Annotated in this window: 12 protein-coding genes and 1 pseudogene; 8 read left to right on the forward strand and 5 right to left on the reverse strand. The window is 71.3% G+C overall.

Features of this window, described 5'->3' with window-relative positions:
* The first annotated feature begins 117 nt into the window (after positions 1-117).
* From thrS to ABD357_RS27415, 3 genes are all read left to right on the forward strand, one after another.
* Positions 118-1,431 carry a threonine--tRNA ligase gene (thrS, locus tag ABD357_RS27405; RefSeq protein ID WP_344393681.1) on the forward strand — a complete coding sequence of 438 codons (1,314 nt, stop codon included), beginning with the start codon at positions 118-120 and terminating at the stop codon, positions 1,429-1,431.
* Between the two features lie 120 nt (positions 1,432-1,551).
* On the forward strand, positions 1,552-2,523 hold the full coding sequence (locus tag ABD357_RS27410) for an ATP-binding cassette domain-containing protein (protein WP_344393682.1): 972 nt from the start codon (positions 1,552-1,554) through the stop codon (positions 2,521-2,523).
* Positions 2,520-3,338: an ABC transporter permease gene (locus ABD357_RS27415; protein ID WP_344393683.1), complete on the forward strand. Its 819-nt coding sequence runs from the start codon at positions 2,520-2,522 to the stop codon at positions 3,336-3,338. Before ABD357_RS27410 ends, ABD357_RS27415 begins: the two co-directional genes overlap by 4 nt.
* On the opposite strand, the gene ABD357_RS27420 is transcribed toward ABD357_RS27415, so the two are convergent.
* Both ABD357_RS27420 and ABD357_RS27425 read right to left on the reverse strand, forming a co-directional pair.
* A complete protein-coding gene (locus ABD357_RS27420; RefSeq protein WP_344393684.1) occupies positions 3,319-6,462 on the reverse strand; it encodes an ATP-binding protein in 3,144 nt (1,047 codons plus the stop codon). The genes ABD357_RS27415 and ABD357_RS27420 overlap by 20 nt on opposite strands.
* 553 nt (positions 6,463-7,015) lie before the next feature.
* Positions 7,016-8,389, reverse strand: a complete 1,374-nt coding sequence (locus tag ABD357_RS27425) for an amino acid permease (RefSeq protein ID WP_344393685.1) — start codon at positions 8,387-8,389, stop codon at positions 7,016-7,018.
* 125 nt (positions 8,390-8,514) lie between these two features.
* Between ABD357_RS27425 and mmuM the strand changes: the two genes are divergently transcribed.
* Entirely contained in the window at positions 8,515-9,450 is a 936-nt protein-coding gene (gene mmuM, locus ABD357_RS27430; RefSeq protein ID WP_344393686.1) for a homocysteine S-methyltransferase, read from the forward strand.
* Positions 9,451-9,494: 44 nt separating this feature from the next.
* On the opposite strand, the gene ABD357_RS27435 is transcribed toward mmuM, so the two are convergent.
* Positions 9,495-9,878, reverse strand: a complete 384-nt coding sequence (locus ABD357_RS27435) for a winged helix-turn-helix transcriptional regulator (protein WP_344393687.1) — start codon at positions 9,876-9,878, stop codon at positions 9,495-9,497.
* Between the two features lie 119 nt (positions 9,879-9,997).
* On the opposite strand from ABD357_RS27435, the gene ABD357_RS27440 reads away from it, so the two are divergent.
* Positions 9,998-10,405, forward strand: coding sequence for a RidA family protein (locus ABD357_RS27440; RefSeq protein WP_344393688.1), 408 nt, complete (start codon positions 9,998-10,000; stop codon positions 10,403-10,405).
* A 12-nt stretch (positions 10,406-10,417) separates the two neighbouring features.
* Here ABD357_RS27440 and ABD357_RS27445 read toward each other — a convergent pair whose 3' ends face one another.
* Entirely contained in the window at positions 10,418-11,245 is an 828-nt protein-coding gene (locus ABD357_RS27445) for an oxidoreductase (protein ID WP_344393689.1), read from the reverse strand.
* A 91-nt stretch (positions 11,246-11,336) separates the two neighbouring features.
* Here ABD357_RS27445 and ABD357_RS27450 point away from each other — a divergent pair, with 91 nt between their 5' ends.
* The gene (locus ABD357_RS27450) at positions 11,337-12,236 is read left to right on the forward strand and encodes a LysR family transcriptional regulator (RefSeq protein WP_344393690.1); all 900 of its coding nucleotides are present in this window, start codon (positions 11,337-11,339) and stop codon (positions 12,234-12,236) included.
* Between the two features lie 21 nt (positions 12,237-12,257).
* Positions 12,258-12,392, forward strand: a pseudogene (locus tag ABD357_RS44840) (RidA family protein); the annotation flags it as partial.
* A gap of 96 nt (positions 12,393-12,488) precedes the next feature.
* Here ABD357_RS44840 and ABD357_RS27455 read toward each other — a convergent pair.
* A complete protein-coding gene (locus ABD357_RS27455; RefSeq protein ID WP_344393691.1) occupies positions 12,489-13,646 on the reverse strand; it encodes an FAD-dependent monooxygenase in 1,158 nt (385 codons plus the stop codon).
* A gap of 90 nt (positions 13,647-13,736) precedes the next feature.
* On the opposite strand from ABD357_RS27455, the gene ABD357_RS27460 reads away from it, so the two are divergent.
* Positions 13,737-14,294, forward strand: a complete 558-nt coding sequence (locus tag ABD357_RS27460; protein WP_344393692.1) for a TetR/AcrR family transcriptional regulator — start codon at positions 13,737-13,739, stop codon at positions 14,292-14,294.
* The last annotated feature ends 157 nt before the right edge of the window (positions 14,295-14,451 follow it).

Below are 14,451 nucleotides of genomic sequence, written 5' to 3' on the forward strand. Positions count from 1 at the left end.
CCGGCCCAGCCACAGCGAAAAAGCCGGGGCGGGGAGGCTTGCTCCCTTGCTACCGTCCCCCTCATGAAGCGCGCCCACATGACGACGACGCCGGAGAGTGTCCCGGCGCGCTGACCGATGTCTGAGTCCGAAGCCCCGGGGCGAGTGCCCCGGGGCTTCGGCTTGTGCGGTCACTCGCTCGGAGCCGTCCGCGAGGAGACCGCCATGAACGATCACCGCAAACTCGGCCGTGAGCTCGGCCTGTTCGACACCGACCCGCTGATCGGGGCGGGGCTGCCGTACTGGTTGCCCGACGGCGCGGTCGTACGGCACGTGCTGGAGGAGTACATCCGTACCGCCGAGCGAGCGGCGGGCTATCGGCATGTGTACTCGCCGGTGCTCGGCAAGCGAGAGCTGTACGAGATCTCGGGGCACTGGTCGCACTACAGCGACGACATGTTCCCGCCGATGGAGCTGGGCGGGGAGCAGGTCGTGCTGCGGCCCAGCCTGTGTCCCCACCACGCGGTCATCTATCGCTCGCGCTCGCACAGCTACCGCGAACTGCCCCTGCGCATTGCCGAGTTGGGTGGCATGTACCGTTCCGAACTGTCCGGCGTACTCGGCGGGCTGACCCGCGTACGGGCCATCCAGCTCAACGACGCGCACATCTTCTGCACCCTGGACCAGGTGGCGGAGGAGGCACAGGCCGCCCTGGAGATGATCCGCCGGGCCTACGAGGCGCTCGGTATCAGCCCGGCACGCTACCGGCTGTCCCTACGCGGCCCCGGCGGAAAGTACGTCACCGCCCTGGAGTTGTGGCAGCGGTCCACCGCCCTCCTCACCGAGGTGCTGGACCGATCGGGTCTGCCGTACGAGGCTGCCGAGGGCGAGGCAGCGTTCTACGGGCCGAAGATCGATGTCCAGGTCGTCGACGGCGCGGGCCGGGAGTTCACCCTGTCCACCGTCCAGGTCGACTTCCACCAGCCGGAGCGGTTCGGCCTGCACTACATCGGTGCGGACGGCGCGAAACACCGGCCCGTAATGGTCCACCGCAGCGTCATCGGCAGTGTCGAGCGAGCCGTCGCGCATCTCATCGAGGAGCACGGTGGCGCCTTTCCGGCCTGGCTCGCGCCGACCCAGGTGGTGATCCTTCCCGTCTCCGCCGCCGAGCTGCCGAACGCCGTCGCGCTCGCCGCGGGTTGCGCCCGCCGCGGACTGCGGGCCGAGATCGCCGGACCGGAACGCGGAAGCCTGGGCGCCCGTGTCCGGGAGTCCCGCCTCGTGCCGTACCAGGCGGTGATCGGCGCCAAGGAGGCCGCCGGTGATCTGGTCGCGGTGCGCCTGCGCGACGGCCGTCGGCTCGATCCGCTGCCCGTGGAGGAAGTCCTCGCCCGGATCGCCGCCCTGGTCGGCGGCCACCGCGCCGACCTGTGGGACGGCGCGCCCCGCTGAGGCCGTGTCCGTGCACGGGCTCCGTGAACTCCTCGCGGAGGGCCGGCGTGCAGCCCGGTTTCGGGGTGCTGAAAGCATCCTGAAACCGCGCTGAATGCGCCCTGCCGCAACCTCTGCGGCATGACGACAACGACATCGCACTCACTCGCCATCGCGGCAAAGGGGCTGCGCAAGGCCTACGGGGACAAGACGGTCCTCGACGGCATCGACCTGGCGGTACCTGCCGGCACCGTCTTCTCCCTGCTGGGTCCGAACGGCGCGGGCAAGACCACCGCCGTCAAGATCCTCTCCACCCTCATCACCGCCGACGCCGGCGATCTGCACGTCGGCGGCCACGACCTGGCCACCGAACCGCACGCCGTGCGGGCCGCGATCGGCGTCACCGGCCAGTTCTCCGCCGTCGACGGCCTGATCACCGGCGAGGAGAACATGCTGCTCATGGCGGACCTGCACCTGCTCTCCCGCAGCGAGGGCCGCCGCACCGCCGCCGAACTCCTCGAGCGCTTCGACCTGGTGGAGGCCGCGAAGAAGCCCGTCTCCACCTACTCCGGCGGTATGAAGCGCCGCCTCGACATCGCCATGACGCTGGTCGGCAACCCGCGGATCATCTTCCTCGACGAGCCGACCACCGGCCTCGACCCGCGCAGCCGCCACAACATGTGGGGCATCATCCGCGAGCTGGTCTCCGACGGCGTCACCGTCTTCCTCACCACCCAGTACCTGGAGGAGGCCGATGAACTCGCCGACCGTATCGCGGTGCTGAACGACGGCAAGATCGCCGCCGAAGGGAGCGCCGCCGAACTGAAGCAGCTCATCCCGGGCGGTCACGTCCGGCTCCGCTTCACCGACCCGGCCGCCTACCAGTCCGCCGCCGTCGCCCTGCGCGAGGCCGGCAGGGACGACGAGGCGCTGGCGCTGCACATCCCCAGCGACGGCAGCCAGCGCGAGCTGCGCTCCATCCTCGACTGGCTGGACTCGGCCGGCATCGAGGCGGACGAGCTGACCGTGCACACCCCCGACCTCGACGACGTGTTCTTCGCCCTGACCGGCACAGCCAAGGTCCCCAACCAGCCCAAGGAGTCTGTCCGATGAGCACCCCCCTGGCTCCCGCCCGCCCGACCCGGATCTCCCTCGCCGTACGCAACTCGAACACGATGCTGCGCCGCAACCTCCTGCACGCCCGGCGCTACCCGTCCATGACCCTGAACCTGCTGCTCACGCCGATCATGCTGCTGCTGCTCTTCGTCTACATCTTCGGCGATGCGATGAGCGCGGGCATCGGAGGCGGCGGCGCGGACCGTTCCGACTACATCGCCTATCTCGTCCCGGGCCTGCTGCTGATGACCATCGGCAGCACCGTGATCGGGGCCGCGGTGTCCGTCTCCATGGACATGACCGAGGGCCTCATCGCCCGCTTCCGCACGATGGCGATCTACCGAGGCTCTCTGCTCATCGGACACGTCGTCGGCAGCGCGCTGCAGGTGCTCGCCAGTCTGGTCCTCGTCGGCGCCATCGCCGTGGCCATCGGCTTCCGCTCCACGGACGCCACGGCCCTGGAGTGGCTGGCGGCGTTCGGACTGATCGCGCTGTTCACCCTGGCGCTCACCTGGATCGCGGTCGGGATGGGCATGGCCAGCCCGAACCCCGAGGCGGCCAGCAACATGGCAACGCCGCTGATCCTCCTCCCGCTCATCTCGAGCGCCTTCGTCCCCATCGACGCGATCCCGGGCTGGTTCCAGCCGATCGCCGAGTATCAGCCGTTCACGCCGGCCATCGAGACCCTGCGCGGCCTGCTGCTCGGCACCGAGATCGGCAACAACGGGTGGATCGCGATCGCCTGGTGCGTCGGCCTGACCGCGCTCGGCTACCGCTGGTCGACCTCGCTGTTCAACCGCGACCCGAAGTAACCGCGATGACAGCGCGGGCTGCCTCCCGCAGCTCGTCCCGCTCCAGGGCGGCGTACTCCGACACCGCGTCGGCGTACGCCGCCCTGGCAGCGTCCCCGGCGGCCCCGACCGCCTTCCGGGCGCGGTCCGCCGACATCGTCGGCTGGAAATCGCGCAGCACCCGCAGCCGTTCGGCCAGCGCGATCATCCGTACGGCACCGGCGTCGCCGGACGCGAGCCCGGCCATGCCGAGCGCGTGCAGCACCGTCCCGAACACCGGGAGCTCCACGGGCGAGCCGGCCGGACCGGAGAGCAGCGTCCGCAGCCCCTGCCGCAGTCGGTCGATCGGCTCCGCGACGAGCTCGATACGGCCGGCGTGCGCGTGTGCCGTCACCGCCACCGACAGGACCTGGAGCACCCACCGATCGAAGAAGGGGTCGCCGCCATGCATCGAGTCAGCTGCGGGCAGCGGCTGCACGGCGCTGCGCCACAGGCCCAGCCCGACCTCCGTCAGTCCGCGGGCGAGCGCGATCTCGGCGCGCCCGAGGAGGTCCATGCCGTAGTCGTCCTGCGTGGTGCTGGCGCCCTCCGCCTGCCGCAGCCAGTACTCGGCCTCGTCGGGGTCGCCGCGCTGGAGGCAGGCGAGGACGAGGCCCCAGCGGACGCCGATGAGGTCGTGCTCGCCGCCGAGCGGCGGCAGCGCCTCGAGCGCCGCCTTGAGGTGCCCGTACGCTTCCTCGCCCTGCTCCGTCTGCAAGCACAGCTCGCTCAGCCGGGCGTGGCCCAAGACCCGCAGGAACGGGTTGTCGACCGGCGCCAGTGCGGCTGTGATCCGGCGAGCCGAGGCGAGCGCGCGGTCGATGTCGTGCTCATACTCCCAGACGTAGGTCGCGACTGACTCGGCGATGCCGGCGAGCAGCGGCTGCTCGCTGTCGCAGAGCCCCCGCAGCACGTCGTAGTCGGGAGGCAGCATTTCGGGGACCGCGCTCAGCACTGTCGCGATGGCCCGCAGCAGGGTGTCCGGCGGGGCCGTGGGCAGCCGCCGGAGGGTGACGAGCTGGCGTGCGGCGCTCGGGCCGTAGCCCATGAACAGGCTCGTCGTGCACAACACCGCGGCGGCGCGGGCGACTTCGACGTATTCGGGCTCGGGGTAGTAGTGCGACAGCGGCGGGCCGGTGTCCGCGGCGAGGGCGGTGAGGCGGGCGTAGCTGGAACCGATGGACCACAGGGCGGCGAGGACGGCGGTGAGGGCGGCGACGGTGGGGCCGTCCGTACGGGCCAGGGCGTGCCGCAGGGCCAGCACGAGGTTGTCCTGCTCGGCCCTGATCCGTTCCGAGGCGGCCAGCGGTTCCGAGCCGAAGAGCCAGTCGTGGTACGCGACCCCGAAGCCCCGCGCCCAGGCGAGGAACCGGCCGATGGCTTCGTCCTCCTCACCCGCCTCCGCGCGCCGGGCCGCGCTGAACTCCCGTACGGTCTCCAGCATCCTGAACCGCACGTCGACCGGGGTGTCGACGACGGTGAGCAGCGACTGATCGGCCAACTGCTCCAGCAGAGACAGTGCGTCCTCGCCCAGCACCTGATCTGCCGCTTCGCCCGAGAAACCGCCGGGGAAGACGGACAGCATGCGCAGCGCCGCCCTCGCGTCCTCGTCGAGGAGGTTCCAGCTCCAGTCCACGACCGCGTGCAGCGTGCGGTGGCGCTCCGGCGCGTCCCGCGCCCCGCCGCGCAGCAGCGCGAACCGGTCGCCGAGGCGACGGGCGATCTCCGGCACCGAAAGGACCCGCACCCGCGCCGCGGCCAACTCCACGGCGAGCGGCAGCCCGTCGAGGTGACGGCACAGTTCGGCCACCGCGTCCGACGGCAGCTCCACGCCGGGCCGGGCGGCCCGGGCCCGCTGTGTGAACAGCTCGACGGAGGTGCCGAGTTCGAGTTCCGGCAGCGCGTACACCGCCTCCGACGTCAGGCCCAGCGGGGCCCGGCTGGTGGCGAGCACCCGCAGGTCCTTCGAGGACGAGACCAGGGCCCGTACGAGGTCGGCGGTGCCCCGGACGACCTGCTCGCAGTTGTCCAGGACCAGCAGCGCGGGCCCGGAGCCGAGCACGCCGAGGATGCCGGGGACCGGGTCGGCCGAGGCGTGGCCGCTCATGGCGCCGTGTCTCCCCTCGCCCGCGCCGAGCGCGGAGGCCACCTCCGCGGCCACGTCCTCGTCCGCGGTGACGCCGGCGAGCGGCACGAAATACACCACGCGCTGCTCGGCCCGGCGGCTGACGGCGTGCGCGAGCCGGGTCTTGCCGAGGCCGCCGGGACCGCCGACGGTGACGGCGCGGGAGACGCGCAGCAGCCGCTCCACCGCCTCGATGTCCTCGTCCCGGCCAAGGAGCGGGTTCGGCTCGTGCGGCACGCCGTGCCGGACCGTGGGCGCCTCGCCCCGCAGCAACTCCTGCTGTACGACCTTGAGTTGAGCCCCCGGATCAGTGCCGAGCGTCTCGCGCAGCTCACGCCGGTACGCCTCGTACCGCATCAGCGCGGCGGACGGGCCCGCCGTCGCCGCCTCGCCGCGCAGCAGCTCGGCGAGCACCTCCTCGTCGCGCGGATACTCCGAGGCGGCCACTGCCAGCGGCCCGGCCGCCTCTGCGTGCCGCCCGAGCCGGGCGAGCGCGAGCGCCTGCGCGCGTACGAGCGCGGTGCGGACGGGGGCGCGTTCGGCGCGTAACGCGGCTACGGGGTCGTCGGTGTCGCCGCCCCCGTCAGGAGTGCCCTCCCACAGCGCGAGCCCGGCCTCGGCCGCGGCCAGCGATCCCGCGTGGTCCCCGGCCCTGGCCCGGTCCGCGCCGGCGGCGGCGTACAACAGCAGGGCGGAGCTGTCGACCTGGTCCTCGGCAAGGGTGAGCCGGTATCCGGTGGGCGTGCTGACGACGACGTCGGCGCCCAGCTGCGCCCGCGCCCGGGACACGAGGACCTGCAGCGCCTTTGCCGGCCGCTCCGGCAACTCGTCCGGCAGCCACAGCCCGTCCACGAGCCGGTCGATACTGCAGCCCGTACGCAACTCGCCCGCGAGCAGTGCGAGGAGGCCACGGAGCCGGGGCGCGGTCACCTCCTGCCCGCGGTAGGCGACACGCGGCAGAAGGGTCAGGTCGGTGGTCACCCGTGCAGATTAACCAGTGTGCGGGTTGCCTCCTGCGGTTGAGCGGGGCGCCTACCGGGGTGGTGGGTTCGGTTCGTGGGCGGGTGCGGGTGAGTTGTGGCTGGTCGCGCCCCGCGGCGGAGCCGCTGATGTCACAGCCCCGCGCCCCTGGGTGGGTGGTGGGTGCGGGGACGGGGCCGGTGCGTCAGCCCGTCGCAGGGTGGGCATACGGCCCGGTGTTGGTACACCGTGCGGGTGACCTGAGACAGAACCTACGCGACGGGCATACGACGCACCGGCCCACGTCCCCTCCCGCCGGTGGGAAAGTGCAGGTAGTTGGGGGTACGGGCTTTCCCGGGGTCCCGGGAGTCGCAGGCCTTTGCTTTTCAGTAGTCCGGTCGCCTGACGGCGACACCCAGTGATCTGGTAAATCGATGGCGACAGAGCCTTGTTGACCTTGGACGCCATATATTTACGATTCAGGGGCGCGGGGCTGTGACATATGCGGCTCCGCCGTGGGGCGCGAGCAACCACAACGGACCCGCAGCCGAAAACCGCACCCCCCAGCAGGAGCTCAGGCGTGTCGACCCCGAAGCCACACGTACACGGGAATCCCCGCGAACAGGAACAACACCCCCTGGTAGACCGCCGCGTATCCCGCCCCCGCGATCAGCCAGAAGGAGAAGGCGAAGGAGAGAAGGGCCACGATCAGATCGCGAGCCAGCCCCGCGGGACGTACACGCTCACGGGTGCCCTGGGCAAGCCAGTACAGCTGGGCCGCGGCCGACAGCAGGTACGGCACGCAGCCGGTGAAGGTGGTGATGAGGACCAGGACACGGAAGGTGGTGTCCGGCCCCGCCGTGTAGTTGAGGGCGATCAGCAGCGTGCCGAGGACCGCGCAGGCCAGCACGCCGAAGCCGGGGACACCGCCCTTGCCGACGCGCGCGAAGGGCGCGGGGAAGAGCCCGTCGCGCGCGGCGGCGTACGGCATCTGCGCGCTCATCAGGATCCAGCCGTTGAGGCAGCCGACCATCGAGGCGAGGGCGACGGCGGCTATGAGCGTGCCGCCCCAGTGGCCGCCGGCCATCGCGTCGACGGCGTCGGCGAACGGCGCCCCGGACTCGGCGAGTTCACCGTGCGGTACGAGGCCGAAGACCGCGACCATGCCGAGCAGATAGACGAGCGCGGAGCCGAGCGTGCCCAGGACGCTCGCGCGGCCCACCGTGCGCTCCGGGTCGCGGACCTCGCCCGCGCTCATCGCGGCCGACTCGACGCCGAGGAAGCTGTAGAGGAGCAGCGCGGCGGAGGCGGCGAGAGCGCCGGGCACGCTCTCGCCGGAGGCGTTGAAGGGGCCGAAGTTGTCGGTGTCCACGAAGAAGAGGCCGACGGTGGCGACGAGGAGCAGCGGTACGAACTTCAGGACGGTCGAGACGATCTGCACGCCGCCGACCCAGCGGGTGCCGGCGAAGTTCGCGGCGGCGGGCAGCCACAGCGCGGCCAGCGCCACCGCCGCCTGCAGCACCTTGTTGTCGCCCAGCGGCAGCAGCACGTCGGCGTATCCGACGGTAGCGACGGCGAGCGCGGCGATGCTGACCCAGGTCATCGTCCAGTACGACCAGGCCGACAGGAAGCCTGCGAACTCGCCGAACGCGTCGCGAGGGTACACGTACAGGCCGCCGGTGACGGGGCTGCGGCGCGCGAGCTTCCCGAAGAGCAGCGCGAGCAGCACCGCGCCCACGGACAGGACGAGGAAGGCGAGCAGGCTGACCGTGCCGTACGGGGCGACGGTGGCGGGGAGGGCGAAGATGCCGCCGCCGATGATGTTCCCCATGACGAGGGCGGTGGCGGCGGCGAGACCGAAGCCCTTGGGGCGTATGGACGCCGGGGTCTCGTCGGTCGGCGACGGGGGTACGGGCTCGGCGGCGTCGGTGGTGTCTGCGACAGGCATGGGGCGTCCGTGGGGGAGGGGAGGGGAGGGTCGTGATCGTATCTCCCGATCCCACATCGTGGTCGATCTGTTCATGTACTGGACACGCAGGGGGTGACGGCCCTCGCTTCGGTTAGCGTCGTGACATGACCAGCGACGCCCTCTTCTCCGCTCCTCTCCTCGCCGACGCACTCGCCGCGGGGACGCTCGTGCTCGACGGCGGCATGTCCAACCAGCTGGAGTCCGCCGGGCACGATCTGAGCGACGAACTCTGGTCGGCGCGACTGCTCGCGGAGCGGCCCGAGGCGATCACCGAGGCGCACCTCGCGTACTTCGAGGCGGGTGCGAACGTCGCGATCACCTCCAGCTACCAGGCCACCTTCGAGGGCTTCGCGAAGCGTGGGATCAAGCGGGAGCGGGCGACCGAACTCATGGCCCTGAGCATCGAGTTGGCCCTGGACGCGACCGAGGAGGCGCGCGCGAAGGGCGTCACGCGGCCGCTGTACGTGGCGGCCTCGGTCGGGCCGTACGGCGCGATGCTCGCGGACGGCTCCGAGTACCGCGGCCGGTACGGCCTGAGCGTGGCCGAACTCGAGGCCTTCCACCGGCCCCGCCTGGAGGCACTGGCATACGTCGGGCCGGACGCCCTGGCACTGGAGACGGTGCCGGACGCCGACGAGGCCGAGGCGCTGCTGCGGGCGGTACGCGGGCTGGGAGTGCCGGCCTGGCTGTCGTACAGCGTGGCAGGCGACCGCACCCGCGCCGGGCAGCCGCTGGAGGAGGCGTTCGCCCTGGCCGCCGACGTGGACGAAGTGATCGCGGTCGGCGTGAACTGCTGCGCCCCCGAGGACGTGGACGGCGCGATCGAGACCGCCGCCCGTGTCACCGGCAAGCCGGTCGTCGTCTACCCCAACAGCGGCGAGACCTGGGACGCCGAGGCCCGCACCTGGGCGGGCCGCTCCACCTTCGCGACCGAGGAGGTACGCGGCTGGCAGGAGGCCGGCGCCCGGCTGATCGGCGGGTGCTGCCGGGTGGGGCCGGAGGCGATCACGTCGATCTCGCAGGCGCTCAGGGCGAGTTGAGGGGCGGAGTCCGGCGGGCCTGAGTGACTGACCCTCAGGCGTCCCTACCTTGTGTCGAAGCGTCGGCGGGAGGCCTCGATGTGGGCGAGGTAGCGGTGGGTCCAGTCGCACATGCCGTCGATGGTCGCTCGTAGGCCTTGGCCGGCGTCGGTGAGTGTGTACTCGACCCGTGGCGGCACGGTGGGGTGCACGCACCGCTCGACCAGACCGTTGCGCTCCAGCATGCGCAGGTTCTGCGTGAGCATCTTGTGGCTGATGCCCTCGACCTCGTTGCGCAACTCGCTGAAGCGCAGGGTGCGGTCACCGATGAACTCGATGATCAGCAACGCCCACTTATTGGCGACGTCCGAGAAGATCTCCCGCGCCAGAGAGTCCGCGCGTGCCAGGTCCGCGTCCTCGGGAGAGCCCGTGAACTGCTTGGTCTCCATTTGGTTCCCCAGTCACTGAAAAGTGCGTTCTTCCATGTCAGCGGTCACTCTCCTACAGTTCCTGAGTAACTACAAGAGAGCACGAGATCTCGGGCTCTCACGACGAGGAGGCTGACAACATGGCCATCAAACTGCTGAACCCCAGCGGACTTCCGGAAATCCCCGTCTACCGGCAGGTGTCGATCGCGACCGGCTCGAAGCTGGTCTACATCGCCGGGCAGGTCGCCTGGGATGCCGACGGAGTCACGGTCGGCGAAGGTGACCTCGCCGCCCAGGTCGAGCGGGCCTACCTCAACGTCGGCACCGCCCTGGCCGAGGCCGGCGCGACCTTCGCCGACGTGGCCAAGCTGACCGTCTACGTCGTCGACTGGACCCCCGACAAGATGCCCCTGCTCCTGGAGGGGATCGACCGGGCCTCGGCAAAGCTCGGCGTCACCCCGGTGGCGCCGGCCACGCTGATCGGCGTTGCGGCACTGGACGTACCGGAGCATCTGGTCGAGGTGGAGGCCACCGCGGTCATCGCCTGAGCCCGTCAACCCTCACTCGCTGAACGCCGTAGCCCGAGTCACCTTCTCCCACGCCGCGATCTCCCCCCGTACCCCATCGAGATGTCCGACCACCGCATCCACGGCGTCGTCGCCCAGGGGAAGCCGCAGCGGAGTCTGCTCGGCGTTCAGCGCCGCGAGGATCGCAGCCGCCGCCTTCGCCGGATCGCCGGGCTGGCTGCCGTCACTGGAGGCGACCATCCGCCGCGTCGGCCCCACCGTCTCGGCGTACGCGTCGAGCTCCGCACTCGTGCTGATGTTGCCGAACAAACCCGTACGGAAGGCACCCGGCTCGACGATCAGCACCTTGATGCCGTACGGCCGCACCTCATCCGCCAGCGCCTCCGACATGCCCTCCAGCGCGAACTTCGTCCCGCTGTACGCGGAGAAACCGGCGAACGACAGCTGCCCGCCCATGCTGCTCAGCTGCACGACCGCCCCGGAGCGGCGGTCGCGCATGTGCGGCAGCACGGCGCGGACCAGGGCGGCGGGGCCGAAGACGTGCACGTCGAAGAGGTCCCGCAGCTCGGTGTCCGTGGTCTCCTCGAAAGCGCCGACGTGGCTGCGGCCCGCGTTGTTGACCAGCACGTCGATCCGCCCGTGCCGCTCCACCACGTCCCGCACGGTCGTCTCGATCCCCGCCGCGTCGGTCACGTCCAGGGCCACCGCCTCCACCTGGTCGGGATGCGCCGCGACCAGGTCGTCCAGCGTGGCCGGACGACGCGCCGTCGCCACCACGACATCACCCGCCGCGACCGCCGCCTCGGTGATCGCCCGCCCGAATCCGCTGTTCGCCCCGGTCACCAGCCATACCTTGCTCATCTCAAGCTCCTCGCTCGTCAACTCCCTGTGCCGACAAGCCTGTCCGCGCACCCGGTCGCCCGTCCAAGACCTGTCGTGATAACCGTTGGTTATGGACGTGCACGGCAGGGATCTGAGGTACTTCGTCGCGGTCGCGGAGGAACTGCACTTCACGCGGGCCGCCGAGCGGTTGTACGTCTCGCAGCCCGCCCTGAGCAAGCAAGTCAGGGTGCTGGAACGGAAGTTGGGAGCGCCGCTGTTCGAGCGGGACAGGACGGGAGTACGGCTGACGCCGGTGGGCGAGGCGCTGTTGCCGTACGCCCGTCGGGTCGTCGCCGACTGGGAGGAGGCCCGGGACGCGATCGAGCGGGCCAAGGCCGAGCAGGCCGCTGTCCTCGTCGTGGGCATGAGCACCAGCCCTGCGCGGGGCGGCCTGCTCCCGGCCATCCGCTCCCGGTTCACCGAAGCGCGCCCGGAAGCCACCGTGCGACTGCGGCAGATCGGCTGGGAGGACGCGACCGCCGGGCTCGCGGACGGCTCGGTCGACGTGGCGTACGTATGGCTGCCGGTCCCCGAGCCCGACCGTTATACGTACGTCGTGGTCGCCGAGGAGCCGCGCCTGGTGGCCCTGCCCCAGACGCACCCCCTCGCGGCGCGCGAGTCCGTCGACTTCGCCGATCTGCTGGACGAACCGTTCCTCGCCCTGCCGAAGAGCGCCGGTGTGCTGCGCGAGTACTGGCTCGCCCTCGATGAACGGCCCGGCCGCCCGCCGCGTATCGGAGCCGAGATCGCGAGCACGGACGAGACGTACGAGGCACTGGTGGACGGCCGTGGCGTCTGCCTGGTCGCGGCCGGGAACGCTCCCCTGATCAGTCTGGGCGGAATCGTCACCCGCCCGGTCCACGGCCTGTCACCCAGCAGACTCGCCCTCGCCGCCCGCGCAGACGACCACCGCCCATTGGTACTCGACTATCTGCGGGCGGCCCGGAGGGTGTCGAGCCTCGTTGGCTGAACGTCTGAGCGTTTACGTCCAGTCCTGGAGGGGCTCGACCGGGCCTCGGCAAAGCTCGGCGTCACCCCGATAGCGCCGGGCACGCTGATCGGCGTTGCGGTATTGGATGTTCCCGAGCCTCTGGTGGAGGTCGAAGCCACCGCGGTCGTCGACTGAAGCCCCTCGCGATGCACCGACGAAACGCTTTGCTTCGCAGGGCAGCGGTGATTCAGGGGTGCGGGTGCGCTGCGGCCTGGAGCGGGCCCGGGGCCGTCAGCCCAGGCCCGGCGGTGTCCAGTCGGCATGCCGCAGGATGGCATGGACAGTCGCGCGGGAGGGGGCCAGCCGGAGAGCGGTGTTGCGTGCGGCGACGGCCAGGGGGTGGGTGAGTTGCTGGCCCATCCGGCCAGCCTGGCGGGCGGCGCGGGCGACGGACTGGCTGCGCGGGCGGCGCTCGGCGTCGTAACGGGCCAGCGCCGATTCGACGGTGGGCTCGGTGGCGAGTGCGGCGGCCAGCACGACCGCATCCTCCAGTGCCTGGCAGGCGCCCTGGCCGAGGTTGGGGGTCATGGCGTGGGCCGCGTCACCGAGTAGAGCGATCCGGCCTGCGGTGAAGGCGGGCAAGGGTGTTGCCAGTTCGTGGATGTCGTGGTGCAGGACCGCTTCCGGTCGGGTCGCGTCCAGCAGCGCGGGGATCAGATCGTGCCAGGTGCCGAAGCGGCGGCGCATCGCGGCGAGGGCGTCCGTATGCCGCACCCCGAGCGACGAGTTGAGCACCGCGTGCCACTCGGCCCGGCCGTCGGCGAACGCGATGTGGCCGAACTCGGCGCCCTTGCCCCAGGTCAGTTCGAAGTCGGTGTCCAACTCGACCGGGCGCTCGGTGATGGCGCGCAATACGGTCGACCCGCTGTAGGCCGGGCCGGGGTGCTGGGGGAACAGCTGGGCGCGCAGCCGGCTGCCCGCTCCGTCGGCGGCCACGACCAGGTCCGCCTCCAGGACGGCGTCGTCGAGGGGTATCCGCATCCGGCTCGGGTCGAAGCGGTCGACGGACGTCACCTCGGCCCCGACCGCCAGGCACTCGGACGGCAGCGCCGCGCGCAGCAGGTGGTGCAGCATGGCTCGGGGGATACCGACGATCGGCGTGCCCAGCTCGCGCTCAAGAGCGGTCCCGTCCATCCGGGCCAGCCAGCCGCCACCGGGGACACGGGTGCCCCCGGTGTACTGAGGCCGTGCGGCCGCGCGCACCGCCTCGCCGACGCCAAGGGCGTCCAGGGCGCGGATGCCGTTGGCGTGCAGGGAGATACCCGCACCCGCATCGGTCAGGACGGGGGTGCGTTCGACAACCGTCACCTCCCAGCCGATCAGGCGTAGACCGATTGCGGCGGCCAGCCCGCCGATGCCTCCGCCCACCACCACCGCGCTGCCACCCATACCGCCGGCCTCCCTCGTCCGCCCCGCCGCAATCCTTCTACAGGTGTAGAAGGAGAGTACCCCGCTCCTCTACAGGTGTAGAAAAGGGGGATGCTCGCAGATCGACGTACCGTCCTCGCCGATGCGGCCATCGACGTGCTCGCCGAGACCGGAATCCGAGGGCTGACCCATCGCGCGGTGGACCGGGCAGCACATCTGCCACCCGGCACCACGTCCGCCTACTACCGCACCCGCCAGGCGCTGCTCGCCGCACTGGTCCGCCGCCTGGTCGCCCTTGACCAGGCAGAACTACAGGCGATCGGAGAGCAGACACCCGTGCCACGGGACGCCGAGGAACTGGCAGCCGGAATCGCCGCCTTCATCGAGCACCGGCTCACGGGAGACGGCCGTCGGCGCTCCCTCGCGCGCTACGCGTGCGCCCTCGAGAGCGTGCACCACCCCGAGCTGCGGGAGATCCTCGTGCCGCGCGAGAACGCAGGACGCCAAGTCGTACGCGACTTCCTGGCCGCACAAGGCGTCACGGACGCCGAGGACCGCACCGTCACGTTGCTGACCTGCGTGGACGGGCTGGTCTTCGACCGCCTGGTGGGGGGCGGAACCGTGTCGTCCCAGGAGATCCGCGGACTGGTGGCGGCGGCCCTGCGATAGCCCGCACCTGCCGACACCGGGCGGGCCCGAACGGCCAGATGCTCCTGGGAGCCCGTAGGCGGAGATGGCAGGAGCACGATGCCCTGCGCAGCGGGAAACGATCTACAACAGCGTGGGAACCGATCTCCGCTGTGAGTTGGACCGACCGAGGTCACAG

Source organism: Streptomyces vastus, assembly GCF_039532825.1.
Lineage (GTDB): Bacteria > Actinomycetota > Actinomycetes > Streptomycetales > Streptomycetaceae > Streptomyces > Streptomyces vastus.